Genomic DNA, 16,518 nt, shown 5'->3' with positions numbered 1-16,518 from the left:
CGCTTAGGTTTATCCTACTAATCGCCAACTTAATTTAAGCGTTGTGTAGTGGCAACTTGACGATATAACCTAGGTATTACTGATAGTATTTTAATACTGTTGGTTCATTTCATCGTATTTCAGGGGCGTTACTCGTTTGATGTAACACCTAATACGTCATTGAAATGGAAGCCTTTGCAGGCTTCCACAGTTCAACAATTCACTTGGCCAGTTATTTTCGTAGCTCGGTGCTCGTGTGACTTAATCGCTTCAACTCATATAAATAATCTAACGCCTGTTTAGGTGTCAACTCGTCTGGATTAATTTGGGCTAACTTTTCCAACACGGGTGAGGTCTCTGGTATCGGAGGTAATAAGTTCATACTTACTTGAGTTGGGTTCTGTTGAGATAACGTCATATCTCGGTTTTCAAGTTGATGAAGCTTATGTTTTGCCGCTTTAATGACTGATGCCGGCACACCCGCTAGGGCCGCAACTTGTAGGCCATAACTTTTACTTGCCGCACCTTCTTGTACCGAATGCATAAAGGCAATTGTGTCGTCGTGTTCTATTGCATCTAGGTGAACATTAATGACTGACGGTAACAGCTCGGGCAATTGGGTTAACTCAAAATAATGAGTAGCAAATAATGTCAGTGCACTGACGTTTTTGGCTAGATATTCAGCAGCAGACCAAGCGAGCGCTAAACCATCATAAGTCGAGGTGCCGCGACCTATTTCGTCCATCAACACTAAACTGTTTGCAGTAGCATTATGTAAAATATTAGCCGTTTCGGTCATTTCAACCATGAAAGTTGATCGGCCCGATGCCAAATCATCTGATGCACCAATACGGGTGAAAATTCGGTCGATTTCACCAATTTGAGCATGGTCTGCTGGAACGAAACAGCCGATATGTGCCATCAATGTAATCAATGCAACTTGACGCATATAGGTAGATTTACCGCCCATATTCGGACCTGTGACAATAAGCATTTGGCGCTGCGGTGTTAACGCTACCGGATTAGCAATAAATGCTGCTTGGCTAACTCGTTCAACGACTGGATGGCGGCCCGCTTCAATATTAATACCAATATCGTGGGTCATTTGTGGGCATTGATAATTAAATAATTGTGCTCGTTCGGCAAAGTTACTTAATATATCTAACTCGGCAGCAGCCGTTGCAAACTGCTGTAATTCTTGTAATTTAGGTAACAATAAGTCAAACAGTTGTTCCCACAGTTGTTTTTCAAGCGCGAGTGCTTTGCCTTGGCTTGAAAGTACTTTTTCTTCGTATTCTTTCAATTCTGGGGTGATATATCGTTCGGTGCCTTTGAGTGTTTGACGACGCTGATAGCTCAGTGGCACTCTATCTGACTGTAAACGGCTAACTTCAATATAGTAACCATGAACCCGGTTATAGCCGACTTTTAAGGTGTTAATCCCCGTTTGTTGTTTCTCACGAGCTTCAAGTTCGACTAAATAATCACTGGCGCCTTCACTCAACTTACGCCATTCATCTAACTCATTATTATAGCCAGTACGGATAACGCCACCATCACGAATTAACATGGGAGGGTTGTCTACAATAGCGCGTTCTAATAAATCATGTTGTTCAGGGAATTCACCCAGTAATTGCACTAACGTATTTAATCGAGGTTGTTGGCATGTTGCTAATGTTTGCTGGATTTCAGGCAGAAGCGTTAGTGCTTGCTTTAAACGTGAAAAGTCACGTGGTCTGGCACTGCGTAGTGCTAAACGAGCCATAATACGTTCGATATCACCTAAGCTTTTTAGTTGCTCATGTAAGGTTTGATATAAGTCTTGCTCAATGAGTTCACTGACTGCGCTATGGCGATATTGAATAGTTTGACGATTGCGTAATGGTTCATGGATCCAGCGTTGTAACATACGGCTACCCATAGGGGTTGCGGTATTATCTAATACCCATGATAGGGTATTTTCTCGCCCGCCAGATAAATTTTGAGTTAACTCTAAATTACGTCTAGTTGCGGCATCTAAAATAATAGATTCAGATTGATTAAAGCGCACAATCGAGTTGATATGTGGTAACGCCATCTTTTGGGTATCTTTTACATACTGCATTAAACAACCTGCAGCTTGTAACGCCAATCGTGCATCAGTAATACCAAAACCGTGCAAATCTTTGGTGCCAAATTGATTGAGCAGTAAATTAATACACGTGTCGTAATCAAACTCCCACTCTGGGCGACGACGGATGCCTTTCATGTTATTGATTAATAACATGTCAGCAAAATCTTCACTGTAAAGTAACTCTGCTGGATTAGTCCGCTGTAATTCGGCTTCTAAAGCTTCACGAGTGGGTAATTCTGCAACAACAAAACGACCAGACGAAATGTCTAAAGTCGCGTAACCAAAACCGCTTTTACCCTGATACAGTGCTGCCAATAAATTGTCTTGTTTTTCTTGCAGTAGAGCTTCGTCAGTTAAGGTGCCAGGGGTAACAATGCGCACCACTTGGCGCTCAACAGGGCCTTTTGATGTGGCTGGATCACCAATTTGCTCACAAATGGCTACAGACTGACCAATGTTAACTAATTTTGCTAAATAGCCTTCGACAGCATGATATGGAATGCCTGCCATGGGAATCGGGTCACCACCGCTTTTTCCACGAGCCGTCAGTGAAATACCCAGCATTTCAGAAGCGCGTTTAGCATCATCGTAAAACAGCTCATAAAAATCACCCATTCGATAAAACAATAACATATCAGGATGGGCCGCTTTTAAGCCCAAATACTGGCGCATCATCGGGGTGTGTTTTTCTAAATCGCTGGTATCAATCACTGTCATTATGAACACTTCACTATTAATCAATCGTAGGACGTAAATCTTATGGGGCTAATCTTAACAATATTTGCCCCCAGCGTATAAATAGATTCAAACAAAAAATTTTATGAGGATAAAATATTGATGTAAATGATCAATTCTCAAAGGTTTAAAAAAAAATCAGCTCAGCACTTGATACTGTATGACTATACAGTATACTGATGAACATATTGAAATGATTCACGTCACTTCACCTAAGTCGAAATAGCATTTTACTAAACGTATTGAATGCCTTAAGAGGGTTTTATAATGAAGGTTGATCCAAATAAAGAGAAAGCACTAGCCGCCGTTTTAAGCCAAATTGAAAAGCAATTTGGTAAAGGCTCAATTATGAAGTTGGGCGAAGATCGCACAATGGATGTTGAAACTATCTCTACCGGTTCGCTTTCATTGGATATCGCACTCGGTGCGGGCGGTTTACCAATGGGACGTATCGTTGAAATTTACGGTCCAGAATCATCAGGTAAAACGACGTTAACTCTTGAAGTGATTGCCGCAGCGCAACGCGAAGGTAAAACTTGTGCGTTTATTGATGCTGAACATGCTCTTGACCCAATTTATGCGAAAAAGTTAGGCGTAGATATTGATAACTTACTTTGTTCACAGCCAGATACAGGCGAACAAGCGTTAGAAATTTGTGATGCGTTAACTCGTTCTGGTGCTGTAGACGTTATTGTGGTCGATTCTGTTGCAGCGTTAACGCCAAAAGCTGAAATTGAAGGTGAAATTGGTGATTCACATATGGGCCTTGCCGCTCGTATGATGAGCCAAGCTATGCGTAAGCTGGCTGGTAATCTTAAGCAATCAAATACTTTGCTTATTTTTATTAACCAAATTCGTATGAAAATTGGTGTGATGTTTGGTAGCCCAGAAACAACTACCGGTGGTAATGCACTAAAGTTCTACGCTTCAGTACGTTTAGATATTCGTCGTACCGGTGCCATTAAAGACGGCGACGAAGTTGTCGGTAATGAAACCCGCGTTAAAGTGGTTAAAAACAAAATTGCGGCTCCATTTAAGCAAGCTGAATTCCAAATCCTTTATGGACAAGGTATTAACCGTACTGGTGAGTTAGTCGATCTAGGTGTTGCGCACAAGTTAGTTGATAAAGCGGGTGCTTGGTATAGCTACAAAGGCGAGAAAATTGGTCAAGGCCGTGCTAATGCAGGTAAATTCTTGACTGAAAACCCCGTCATTGCCAGTGAAATTAATACCACTTTACGTGCGATGTTATTGAATGGTGGTGCTAATGCATCAGATTCTAAAACAGAAAGTGATGAGAATATTGACCTTGAAACGGGTGAAGTATTCTAAGCTAGTCAGTCAGTTACATCTATCGCGGTAGCGCATCTTGCGCGCCGCGAATATTCCTCGCTAAAAGCCCCTGTTGTTTACACCCTAAAAACGATAACCCTAAAAATTATAACGCTAAAAACTGCAACGTTAAAAACTGCAACGTTAAAAACGTTGATATGTGAAAAATCTCTAGTACTCGATTATTGTCAATCTCAGGGTTATTGAGTCATATCCGGTACTCTGCGTTACTTTGAATAATCCCACATAGCTTTAATGCCCATACTTTTAATGATTTAGTTCTGAATTATTTAGCATTTTAAATCACACTATTTGCCAAAAAATCTATTAGTTCTGCAGTTACCTTTTTCAATTGGTTTAAAAGCTAATGTGTTATTCCTAACCACGCTCTTTTTATCGTGATAGCGGAGGTTTATCTGGTTAAATTAGAGGGCATTGAGCTCACTTCAAATGTGGATAACAGACCTAACACTCGACAACAAAGGTTTGTTATTAATCTGCAATCTCAAGCTGACCATTTGCTTACTCACAAGGCAGTCTTACCGCCAGCAACGAGCCAATTGCCTGTGAATTTAACGTCGTTAGTTGGGTAACGGGCTGTTCGGGAGGTGTTTATTAGCTCGAGTTGAGCTTAGTTAACCTTAGTCGGTGAGATCGCTTATCAATAACTATTATTATCGGTTTATGCTCAGAGGATAATCGAGCCACTCATCTCGCATGTTGACGTAAATTCAGTATATAATGCTTACATTTACAGGCTTGCATGCCAAGCTCGTTACTTTCGTATTTTCTATATTCAGGGCCATTTCATGTTTCAGACTACAGCAGAGTTAAGAAGCGCTTTTTTAAAGTACTTTGAAGATAACGGACATCAGGTTGTTGATAGCAGCTCGCTTGTTCCCACAAATGACCCAACACTGTTATTCACCAATGCGGGTATGAACCAGTTTAAAGATGTGTTCCTCGGCATGGATAAACGCAATTACACCCGAGCGACAACTTCACAACGTTGTGTGCGCGCAGGTGGCAAACATAACGATTTAGATAACGTGGGTTATACCGCTCGTCACCATACTTTTTTTGAAATGTTAGGCAACTTTAGTTTCGGCGATTATTTCAAAGAAGATGCAATTCGTTTTGCATGGACCTTCCTAACCGAAACACTCAAACTGCCAAAAGAACGCTTATGTGTCACTATTTATGAAACAGATGATGAAGCATATGATCTTTGGACTCAAAAAATAGGCGTGCCAGCGGAAAACATGATCCGTATTGGTGATAACAAAGGCGGGGCTTTTGCGTCAGATAACTTCTGGCAGATGGGTGACACCGGTCCTTGTGGTCCTTGTAGTGAAATTTTCTACGATCATGGTGATCATATTTGGGGTGGCCGTCCTGGCACGCCTGAAGAAGACGGTGACCGCTTTATTGAAATTTGGAACATTGTATTTATGCAGTACAACCGTCAGGCCGACGGTGAAATGTTGCCATTGCCAAAACCTTCTGTTGATACTGGTATGGGTATTGAGCGTATTGCTGCGATTATGCAAGGCGTGCATTCAAACTACGAAATCGATATTTTTAAACAACTTATTGCCAAAACAGCTGAAATTATCGGTGTAACTGATTTAGAAAATAAATCTCTGCGTGTTATTGCCGACCATATTCGTTCATGTGCCTTTTTAATTGCTGATGGTGTTATGCCATCAAATGAAGGTCGTGGTTATGTGTTGCGTCGTATTATTCGTCGTGCAGTTCGTCATGGTAACAAGCTGGGTGCTAATGACGCATTCTTCTACAAACTTGTGCCAACGCTTATAAGCGTAATGGGCGATGCCGCCATTGGTTTAAAACAAACTCAAGCTATTGTTGAAAAAGCCTTAAAAGCGGAAGAAGAGCAGTTTGCTCGCACTCTTGAGCGCGGTTTAGTTATTTTAGACGGCGCGTTGAATAGCTTGCAAGGTGATACTTTAGATGGTGACACCTTATTTAAACTGTATGACACCTATGGTTTTCCTGTCGATTTAACTGCAGATGTTTGTCGTGAACGTGATATTAACGTTGATGAAGCTGGCTTTGAGTCAGCAATGGCTGAACAAAGAAGCCGTGCACAAGCTGCAGGCAACTTTGGCGCTGATTATAATAGCCAATTAATTATCGATGCAGAAACCTCATTTAGCGGTTATACCGAGTTAACTGGTCAGCCAAACGTGATTGCTTTATATGTTGACGGTAAAGCGGTTGATACCGTGATAGCGGGTCAGGATGCTGTCGTAGTATTAGACAACACACCATTTTATGCTGAATCTGGTGGGCAGGTTGGTGATAAAGGCCAGTTGACAGCTGAAGGCGTAGTATTTGCCGTTGCCGATACTCAAAAGTTTGGTCCAGCTACCGGTCACCAAGGTCAATTAGCTCAAGGTCAGTTAGTCATAGGCCAGCAGTTAACCGCACAAGTGGATAAAAACTTACGTCATCGTACGCAATTAAATCATTCTGTTACTCACTTATTGCATGCTGCATTACGTCAAGTGTTAGGCTCACATGTGTCTCAAAAAGGTTCACTTGTTAATCCTGAACGTTTACGTTTTGACTTTGCTCATTTTGAAGCGGTTAAGCCATCAGAATTGAAGGCTGTCGAAGATTTAGTTAATACCCAAATTCGTCGTAACCATGAACTTTGTACCACTGAAATGGGCATTGATGAAGCCAAAGAAAAAGGTGCAATGGCACTATTTGGTGAGAAATACGATGACCAAGTACGTGTTGTCACTATGGGTGATTTCTCTATCGAACTGTGTGGTGGTACTCACGTTGGCCGCACTGGAGATATCGGTTTATTTAAAATCACTTCTGAGAATGGTATTGCTGCCGGTGTGCGTCGTATTGAAGCTGTAACAGGTATTGCTGCAATGGCTTATATTGCTGATCAACAAGCCATGTTAGATGAGGCTGCACAACTACTAAAATCAGATAGTGCTTCGGTAGTCGCTAAGTTAAAAGCTCAGCTAGATAAAGTGAAGCAATTAGAAAAAGATTTATCTCAATTAAAAGATAAGTTAGCTGCTGCGGCCAGTGCTGATATGGCCGGTGATGCAGTAGAAATCAATGGCGTTAAACTTTTAGTTAAACAACTTGATGGTATTGACCCAGGTTCACTACGTGGTTTACAGGATGAGCTGAAGCAAAAGCTAAAGTCTGCGATTATTGTGCTAGGTACTGCTAAAGACGGTAAAGTTAATTTAATTGCTGGAGTCAGCAACGATTTAACCAAGAAGGTCAAAGCGGGTGAGTTAGTCGCAATGGTTGCACAGCATGTTGGCGGTAAGGGCGGTGGTCGTCCTGATATGGCACAAGCTGGCGGTACTCAACCTGAGAATCTAGCCGCAGCATTAGCCCTTGTAGAGCCCTGGGTAAACGAACGTTTAAGTTAATAAAATCTGTAGATTAGCGTTTTTTTGGCAATTGAGTCATAAAGTCTAAGATATGCGACTTTATGACTTGAGTGCTATGAATAGATTTGGCATAGTGAACTAACTTGCTAACAGTAAAAGCGTTTAAAAGGGTTGCTAGCGTTGGGCAATGCTTATTATTGTACTTATATGTAGTACTCTAATGTTGTATTGGTTTTCAATTCCTATCGTTTTTGTTATTGGTTTGCCGTATTGGATTGTTTAGTAACGGAGTCTTATATCGTGAATATGAATAATTTACGGTTGATCTCGTTTTTAAAAGACGACTAATCGTCAAGTTTTATGATTTCCTAAGAGAATTTGCTTTATAAACTGATGTATTCACCAATTGATACTATGATTTTATGTAAAGCAGACCTTATAATGAGCGCATATTACGGACAAAGCGTGTTATGCAGATTGAACTTAAAGGAGCAATCGAATGCTAATTTTGACTCGTCGAGTAGGCGAAACATTAATGATTGGTGATGAAGTCACCGTTACTGTGTTAGGTGTTAAAGGTAATCAGGTACGTATTGGTGTTAACGCACCTAAAGAAGTATCTGTTCACCGTGAAGAGATCTACCAACGTATTCAGTCTGAGAAGTCAGGTACCCCTTCTGAAGGTGGTAATTACTAATTTCGACAGATGATGTCGATATCATTAAAGCCAGCATTTGCTGGCTTTTTTGTTTTTGTTTTTGTTTTTGTATTGCAGTGGCATTACCGCTTTAGTTTAATCAGCCCTTATTCGTTAACCTCTGCTCGGAATTTTCACTGTCATCAAACTGTCCTTTGTTTATGCGATTGCTTCAATTAAAAGACCCGCTAGTTACGTGTCATTTCGCTGGGTTAACCCAAATGCAGAGCTAAATTTAGAACCAAATTCAAATAATAACGAGTCAATTTAAATATGAGTGACCAGTAAACATTCTACGTTTATCAATTTACCCATCTGTTATTCTGCGTTGAGGTTACATTAGCTCTAGCGTAGAGTACCTCACAGCTCCAATTTAAGGTTGTTGGTGTGAGCAGGACAATTTCCCCTTAAGTTGATACAAGACTGAAGTGGAATGAATGAGGCTCTCACAAAGCACTTTTTAACACACTGATTCAGTTTGTTAAACGCATCTATAAATGAGTCGTCATTTATTTACCATCCGACTAACGTATTTATTTTACTCGTGTTGAATTATCACTGGATGCTATTTGTAGCTAACAATTGGTATCAAACCATTTTTTTTAACGAGTCATTATTTAAATGTGCTTAATTCATCTTGATTATAGCGTTGTAATGGGAATCGTTGATCAATACAAATCCCATCGTAATCTCGTGCAAGCTATAGCAAATTAACCTTCCTAAATGGCATTATGCGGCTATTGTCGATATTGGTTAATATGATGTTGAATTGTAATAGTGAGTATAAATCACCCAATGACTAGGCTAGGTTGTTTAAATCAACGATGTGTTTAATTATATCTTTGGTTAAAAACCTTAAAACGCTTGTCGGACGAACAGAGGTTTAATGAGATTATGTCTGTAAATTAAAAAGAATATTCATCAAAAAACGACTGTTTTCATCAAGATTTGAGTCTATTATCTCCAATGTGCTTAAAAACACTCCAAATGAAGTTAGGTTTCCTAAAAAGGGTTTGACTTATTTTCATCAAACAGTAATATGTGCGCCAAGAAACGGAGAGGTGGCCGAGTGGCCGAAGGCGCTCCCCTGCTAAGGGAGTATGGGCTTTAAATCCCATCGAGGGTTCGAATCCCTCCTTCTCCGCCATTTCTTACAATAGATATACGATGCGGATGTAGCTCAGCTGGATAGAGTACCTGGCTACGAACCAGGCGGTCGGAGGTTCGACTCCTCCCATCCGCACCATTATCTATTAAAGTGTTAAACATGAATGCGCGTGTAGCTCAGCTGGATAGAGTACCTGGCTACGAACCAGGCGGTCGGAGGTTCGACTCCTCCCACGCGCACCATTTCATGTTTCACTAAAAACCCAATTTATGCGCGTGTAGCTCAGCTGGATAGAGTACCTGGCTACGAACCAGGCGGTCGGAGGTTCGACTCCTCCCACGCGCACCATATATTGCGGAGAGGTGGCCGAGTGGCCGAAGGCGCTCCCCTGCTAAGGGAGTATGGGCTTTAAATCCCATCGAGGGTTCGAATCCCTCCTTCTCCGCCATTCATTAAATAACGTCACGCACATGAAGTGCAGACGATAGCATTATTTATGAATGGCTTGTTTTACCGATTTTGCGCGTGTAGCTCAGCTGGATAGAGTACCTGGCTACGAACCAGGCGGTCGGAGGTTCGACTCCTCCCACGCGCACCATAATAAAAAGGCCCTGCATCAATGCAGGGCTTTTTTTTTGCTTACTTTTCATTGTCTTTCTCATCTTACTGCAGCCGCTTTATCTCATAAAATTTGATTTTCACATCTTTATTCACTTATTACTCATGTCATGTTTAATCATCTATTTCATCAATTTGTTAAACCAATAAAGTGTGAGTGATTTTTATCATTGAATTATGAATTTGTTAATTTTAAAGTGAATATAGTGATTTTATTGATGATTCATCAGGTTATTATCATTTTTTTTGTATTTTATTGATTTTGTTTAATTGGTTCTCTCTATTTTGGTAAGACCAATTTACAAAAAGATAGCATTGTTGGTGTAAATTGTTTATATTTTGTGACAGGATTTTAGGTTTACAAACTCAGTTTGCGGTTTTTACCATGAAATACACCTTCATTGAATAAGCGTTGAGTTTGAATATTTATGCTTCTTGAGTAGTCAAGTTATGTCTGTAGTCGTTAAGGATGTTGTTGTCTTGGTGCACGTTTTGTGACATTGCACCGTGATAGCACATTGAGGGACGGTACAGAATAGTCAACGTATTGGTTTGATGTTTAACAGATAAAGTGAGGACACATGACATCGATATCTGAGCAGTTATCCGATGCGCTAGGCATTATGGTAATGGGCATGGGTTTAGTATTTATTTTTTTGAGTATCTTAATCATCGGTATTGGCATTGTTGCCAAGCTTTTTCCGGCCCCAGTAGAGGTTCCTACGCTAGCAACGGTAAGTGCTAATGTGCCTAAACATACCGTCTTAGACCCTAAGCTGGTTGCCGCTATTACCTCTGCGATACATCAATACCGCGCGAAATAAATTTGGAGTCATTATGAGCAAGCCATTAGCATTAACCGATGTCGTCCTGCGTGACGCACATCAATCATTATTGGCAACACGTTTACGTATTGACGATATGTTACCTATAGCACCGTTATTAGATAAAGTAGGCTTCTGGTCACTAGAGTCTTGGGGCGGCGCAACTTTTGATTCATGCATTCGTTATTTAGGCGAAGATCCATGGGATCGTATTCGCGAATTGAAAAAATCCATGCCTAATACCCCGCAACAAATGTTGCTTCGAGGCCAAAATTTATTAGGTTATCGACATTATGCCGACGATGTCGTTACGCGTTTTGTAGAACGAGCTCATACCAATGGCGTTGATGTATTTCGTATCTTCGACGCAATGAATGATGTCCGTAATCTTGAAACCGCGGTTAAAGCGGTTAAAAACGTGGGCGGCCATGCCCAAGGCACCATTTCATTTACCACTAGCCCTGTTCACAACATTGATACTTGGGTTGATATGGCTAAACGCCTAGAAGACATGGGCGCAGATTCTTTATGTATTAAAGATATGGCGGGTTTACTTAAGCCAATGCAAGCTTATGACCTCATTAGCCGCTTAAAATCACAAACGGACTTAATGGTGTCGATGCATTGTCATGCTACAACGGGCCTAAGCAGCGCTACATATCAAAAAGCGATTGAAGCGGGCGTTGATGTGCTTGATACCGCAATATCTTCAATGAGCCAAACCTACGGCCACAGCGCTACCGAAACGTTAGTGGCAATGGTTGAAGATACCGACAGGGCAACCGGTTACGATATGGTGTTGCTAGAAGAGATAGCAGCCTATTTTCGTGAAGTGCGTAAAAAATACGTCCGTTTTGAAGGTGCACTAAAAGGCATTGATTCACGTATTTTACGTGCTCAAGTACCTGGCGGCATGCTAACCAATATGGAAAATCAATTAAAAGAGCAGGGCGCAGCAGACAAAATGGATGCCGTGCTTGAAGAGATCCCGCGGGTACGTGAAGATCTTGGTTTCTTGCCTCTCGTTACCCCAACATCGCAAATTGTTGGCTCACAGTCGGTGATCAATGTGCTGATGGGTGAGCGTTACAAGTCGATGACCAAAGAGACCGAAGGTGTACTAAAAGGCGAATATGGTGCGACACCAGCGCCAGTTAATGCAGAACTACAAGCCAGAGTGCTAAAAGGCGAACAGCCAATTACGTGTCGCCCAGCCGATTTAATTGCACCAGAATTGGATAAGTTACGTGTCGAGCTTGCCGAAGCCGCCAAAGAGCAGGGCTTTAGTTTAGCTGCAGAATCAGATGACGATGTAATGACTTATGCGTTGTTCAATCAAATTGGTCTTAAGTTTCTTAAAAATCGCGGCAATCCGGATGCGTTTGAACCTGTCCCAAGTGCAGATGATTTACAAGTGAAAGCCGATAAAGGCCCACAAACCTATACCGTCGATGTCGATGGTCAACATTTTGTGGTCGAAGTGAGTGAAGGTGGTGAGATTGGTCACATCGCGCCAGCATCAGCTGCACCTATTACGGCAGCGTCTGCAACGGTCGCCTCAGCGCCTACGGGTGAGATTAAGTGCACCATGGCCGCGCCGTTATCGGGAAATATTTTCAAAGTGTTAGTCAGTAATGGTCAAGCGGTTAAAACCGGTGAAGTGATCATTATCCTGGAGGCGATGAAAATGGAAACCGAAATTCGTGCTCAACAAGATGGTGTTGTAACTCAGTTAGCGGTTAAGCAGGGTGACAGTGTAACTGTAGGTTCAACATTGTTGTCATTAGCATAAGAGGTCGAAATGGAAGGATTATTGGCTTTTTGGGCTGAAACGGGTGTCGCTAACTTTACTGGTGGCCAACTGCTAATGATGGCTGTTGGTTGTTTATTGTTATTTCTAGCGATAATTAAAGGATTTGAACCGTTATTGTTATTACCTATCGGATTTGGCGCCATATTAGCCAACATTCCTAATGCAGGTTTTACCGATGAAGGTGGCTTACTGTATTACGCTTACCATGTCGGGATTGAGACTGGGGTATTCCCATTGCTCATCTTCATGGGGGTGGGTGCATTAACTGATTTTGGTGCGCTAATTGCTAACCCTAAAACACTATTGTTAGGGGCAGCGGCGCAATTTGGGATTTTTGCCACTTTACTTGGTGCTATTGCCTTAAATTGGGTGCCTGGGTTTGAGTTTAGTATGCAAGATGCTGCAGCTATTGCCATTATTGGTGGAGCAGATGGTCCAACGGCAATTTTCTTAGCGTCTAAACTAGCGCCTGAATTGTTAGGTGCTATTGCTGTTGCTGCATACTCATACATGGCGTTAGTGCCATTAATTCAGCCGCCGATCATGAAACTGCTAACCACTAAAGCCGAACGTGAAATTAAAATGGAACAATTGCGTGAAGTCAGTAAGAAAGAGAAGATTATCTTTCCACTGATGGTGCTAGGGTTAACCATTTTATTTTTACCTGCAGCAACCCCATTAATTGGCATGTTCTGTTTGGGCAATTTAATGCGCGAATCGGGCGTAGTGGATCGTTTATCGAAAACGGCGCAAAACGAGTTAATCAACATAGTGACTATCTTTTTAGGTCTTGCTGTTGGGTCTAAGCTATCAGCAGATCAATTTCTGCGTATCGAAACGCTAGGTATTTTAATCCTTGGCGCGGTTGCGTTTAGTATTGGTACTGCTTCTGGGGTATTGATGGCTAAATTAATGAGTAAGCTCTCTGGCGGAAAAATTAACCCACTTATCGGTGCAGCAGGCGTTTCTGCTGTGCCAATGGCTGCACGAGTAGTGAATAAGGTAGGTTTAGAGGCTAACAACCAAAACTTCTTACTCATGCATGCTATGGGACCTAACGTAGCAGGTGTGCTAGGCAGTGCTGTTGCTGCAGGTGTTTTGCTGGCAGTACTAGGCTAAAACTTACCAGATGATTCAAAAGCCAATGCCTTTGCGTTGGCTTTTTTGTTTTTATCTACTGGTACAAAATTACTTATACCTCTTTTGATGCATATTGGTGCACTTAAACTGTTTTATTGCACTGTAGTAGCATTACGTTATTTAATTGTTAAAATTAAAGTTATTCAAAATCAACCTGTTAATGTTTTGGCATGAAAAATGGATAGCAAAGGTTGGATATTTGATGAGCCATATCCAGTCTTTTTAGACAGTACAGGTTATCAATTTTACAACTAACTGACTGATAAATAATATTTAATAAATTCAATTTTAGCAAAGGCGCTATCGAGATATTCCTAAATGGATATCCGAAGCGCCTTTTTTTATTGTCAATTTTCATCACGGGGAAATAATATGAACTGGAAAATATCGTTAACTCAGCAGATTAAGTCTTTATTGCTGGGGGTCAGTATTGGGGCAAGTTTGTGTATCAACACTGTAAGTGCCGAAGTGGGCTTTCCTGAAAAAGAAGAGCTCAGGTTTGGTTTTATCAAATTAACTGATATGGCACCTATTGCGGTTGCTTATGAAAAAGGTTATTTCGAAGAAGAAGGTTTATACGTCACGATTGAAGCGCAGGCAAATTGGAAAGTGTTACTCGATGGTGTGATTGATGGTCGATTAGATGGGGCCCACATGTTAGCGGGTCAACCTATTGCTGCAACAATTGGTTACGGTACTAAAGCGCACATTATTACCCCATTTTCGATGGATTTAAATGGTAACGCAATTACGGTATCAAACGACGTTTGGGCCAAAATGAAGCCGCACATTGCTAAACAGGCAGACGGTTTTCCCGTTCATCCCATTAAAGCTGATGCACTAAAGCCCGTAGTTGAAGAATTTAAAGCGGCTGGTAAGCCATTTAATATGGGTATGGTGTTTCCGGTTTCTACACATAACTATGAATTGCGTTACTGGTTAGCCGCTGGTGGGATTCATCCTGGGTTTTACGCACCTCATAAAGGAGATACATCAGGGCAGATTGATGCACAAGCTTTGCTGTCGGTAACTCCGCCCCCACAAATGCCCTCGACACTGGAAGCGGGCACAATTAATGGCTATTGCGTTGGTGAGCCCTGGAATCAGCAAGCTGTGTTTAAAGGCATTGGTGTACCTGTGGTGACCGATTATGAAATTTGGAAAGATAATCCTGAAAAAGTGTTTGGTATTACAGCCGAGTTTGCCGAAAAATATCCAAATACCACTATACGCCTTACTCGTGCGTTGATCCGCGCTGCTAAATGGTTAGACGACAATAACAATGCTAACCGCCCAGAAGCGGTAAAAATACTGTCTCAATCTAATTATGTTGGTGCTGACTATGAGGTGATTGCTAATAGTATGACGGGTACGTTCGAATATGAAAAAGGCGATAAGCGCGCGGTTCCAGACTTCAATGTATTTTTTAGGCATCACGCAACTTATCCATATTACTCAGATGCGATTTGGTATTTAACTCAAATGCGCCGTTGGGGCCAAATTGAACAAGATAAATCTGACGATTGGTATAAAGACATCGCCGCAAAAGTCTATCGTCCAGATATTTATGCAAAAGCCGCGCAATCACTCATCGACGATAAGCTCATCCCCGCAGCTGACTTTCCAGATTTCAGTAAAGAAACCGGTTTCAAAGCACCGCAAACTCACTTTATTGATAATTTAGTTTATGACGGCAGCAAGCCTAATGCTTACATTAATTCATTTGTAATTGGATTAAAGCAAGGCGACAAGCTGTAACAAACCGTTAAGGAGTCTTGGATGAACAGTCTTTATTCTATTGCACAAAATCGCTTAATTGAACGAGGCAACATGGCAGTTGTTATGCTGAAAATAGCCGAGTTAAGTAGGGCGATACTATTACCGTTTATCGGCATTGCGATATTTTTAGCTCTGTGGGCGGTGACAGCTAATAGTATTGAAACCTCTCTAGGTAAGTTTCCGGGACCGGTTGCTGTCGTGTCGCAATTTGACAATTTGTATCAGGAGCATATAACTGAGCGCGAAAAGGCCGAGGCTTTTTATCAACGTCAAGAAACACGAAATGAGGCGCGTGTTGCTAACGATCCAAGTTATGTCGCCAAAGTACGTGCTTACACAGGTAAAGAAACTTTTTGGGATCAAATTGTCACTAGTCTAATTACCGTCATGAGTGGTTTTATTTTAGCGGCCATTATTGCTATTCCATTGGGGATTTGGATGGGGTTAAGCCGCAGTTTGCAGGCAGCAATTAACCCCATTATTCAAATTTTTAAACCCGTATCTCCACTCGCTTGGTTGCCTTTAGTTACCATGGTGGTCAGTGCGCTGTATGTCTCGCCGGATCCGCTAGTGTCTAAATCATTTATTAACTCCATGCTCACGGTCACCTTGTGCAGTGTTTGGCCAATGATTATCAACACTACAATCGGCGTGACGAGTATCGACAGCGACCTCATCAATGTCAGCAAAGTATTGCGGTTATCGGCAATAACCCATGTGCAAAAAATCGTCTTACCAGCATCTATCCCAATGATTTTTACCGGTATGCGCTTATCCCTAGGGGTCGCGTGGATGGTATTGATTGCCGCGGAAATGCTGGCGCAAAATCCGGGACTTGGAAAATTTGTTTGGGATGAATTTCAAAATGGTAGTTCTGATTCATTAGCGCGAATTATGGCCGCGGTGGTTGTGATTGGCTTTATTGGCTTTTTATTAGACCGAGGCATTCTGGCCTTACAGCATTGGGTATCTTGGGATCAATGAG

9 protein-coding genes and 6 tRNA genes are annotated in these 16,518 nt (G+C 41.6%); 14 read left to right on the top strand and 1 reads right to left on the bottom strand.

Going from position 1 to position 16,518, the window contains the following annotated elements; translation table 11 throughout:
• Nucleotides 1-211 precede the first annotated feature (211 nt).
• On the bottom strand, nt 212-2,809 hold the full coding sequence (gene mutS, locus CXF88_RS04305) for a DNA mismatch repair protein MutS (protein ID WP_101085620.1): 2,598 nt from the start codon (nt 2,807-2,809) through the stop codon (nt 212-214).
• Between the two features lie 285 nt (nt 2,810-3,094).
• Here mutS and recA point away from each other — a divergent pair, with 285 nt between their 5' ends.
• From recA to CXF88_RS04235, 14 genes are all read left to right on the top strand, one after another.
• Complete coding sequence (gene recA, locus CXF88_RS04300; RefSeq protein ID WP_059746422.1) at nt 3,095-4,159, top strand: recombinase RecA; 1,065 nt, start codon at nt 3,095-3,097, stop codon at nt 4,157-4,159.
• Between the two features lie 809 nt (nt 4,160-4,968).
• On the top strand, nt 4,969-7,593 hold the full coding sequence (gene alaS / locus CXF88_RS04295; protein WP_101085618.1) for an alanine--tRNA ligase: 2,625 nt from the start codon (nt 4,969-4,971) through the stop codon (nt 7,591-7,593).
• A 460-nt stretch (nt 7,594-8,053) separates the two neighbouring features.
• Nucleotides 8,054-8,251: a carbon storage regulator CsrA gene (csrA, locus tag CXF88_RS04290; protein ID WP_011636538.1), complete on the top strand. Its 198-nt coding sequence runs from the start codon at nt 8,054-8,056 to the stop codon at nt 8,249-8,251.
• Nucleotides 8,252-9,306: 1,055 nt separating this feature from the next.
• Nucleotides 9,307-9,398, top strand: a tRNA-Ser gene (locus tag CXF88_RS04285).
• A 22-nt stretch (nt 9,399-9,420) separates the two neighbouring features.
• Nucleotides 9,421-9,497, top strand: a tRNA-Arg gene (locus CXF88_RS04280).
• 27 nt (nt 9,498-9,524) lie between these two features.
• Nucleotides 9,525-9,601 (top strand) — tRNA-Arg (locus tag CXF88_RS04275).
• A gap of 29 nt (nt 9,602-9,630) precedes the next feature.
• Nucleotides 9,631-9,707, top strand: a tRNA-Arg gene (locus CXF88_RS04270).
• Nucleotides 9,708-9,715: 8 nt separating this feature from the next.
• A tRNA-Ser gene (locus CXF88_RS04265) sits at nt 9,716-9,807 on the top strand.
• 73 nt (nt 9,808-9,880) lie between these two features.
• Nucleotides 9,881-9,957, top strand: a tRNA-Arg gene (locus CXF88_RS04260).
• A 601-nt stretch (nt 9,958-10,558) separates the two neighbouring features.
• Nucleotides 10,559-10,801 carry an OadG family transporter subunit gene (locus CXF88_RS04255; RefSeq protein ID WP_101085616.1) on the top strand — a complete coding sequence of 81 codons (243 nt, stop codon included), beginning with the start codon at nt 10,559-10,561 and terminating at the stop codon, nt 10,799-10,801.
• A 13-nt stretch (nt 10,802-10,814) separates the two neighbouring features.
• Entirely contained in the window at nt 10,815-12,593 is a 1,779-nt protein-coding gene (gene oadA, locus CXF88_RS04250; protein ID WP_101085614.1) for a sodium-extruding oxaloacetate decarboxylase subunit alpha, read from the top strand.
• 9 nt (nt 12,594-12,602) lie between these two features.
• The gene (locus CXF88_RS04245; protein WP_101085612.1) at nt 12,603-13,733 is read left to right on the top strand and encodes a sodium ion-translocating decarboxylase subunit beta; all 1,131 of its coding nucleotides are present in this window, start codon (nt 12,603-12,605) and stop codon (nt 13,731-13,733) included.
• 393 nt (nt 13,734-14,126) lie between these two features.
• Nucleotides 14,127-15,512: a CmpA/NrtA family ABC transporter substrate-binding protein gene (locus CXF88_RS04240; RefSeq protein WP_101085610.1), complete on the top strand. Its 1,386-nt coding sequence runs from the start codon at nt 14,127-14,129 to the stop codon at nt 15,510-15,512.
• A gap of 72 nt (nt 15,513-15,584) precedes the next feature.
• On the top strand, nt 15,585-16,517 hold the full coding sequence (locus CXF88_RS04235; protein ID WP_197708419.1) for an ABC transporter permease: 933 nt from the start codon (nt 15,585-15,587) through the stop codon (nt 16,515-16,517).
• Nucleotide 16,518: the final 1 nt, after the last annotated feature.

This window comes from Shewanella sp. ALD9, from assembly GCF_002836315.1.
In the GTDB taxonomy this organism is placed as follows: domain Bacteria; phylum Pseudomonadota; class Gammaproteobacteria; order Enterobacterales; family Shewanellaceae; genus Shewanella.
The sequence above is the reverse complement of the archived record's forward strand: the minus strand, read 5'-3'. Positions and strand labels throughout refer to the sequence as shown.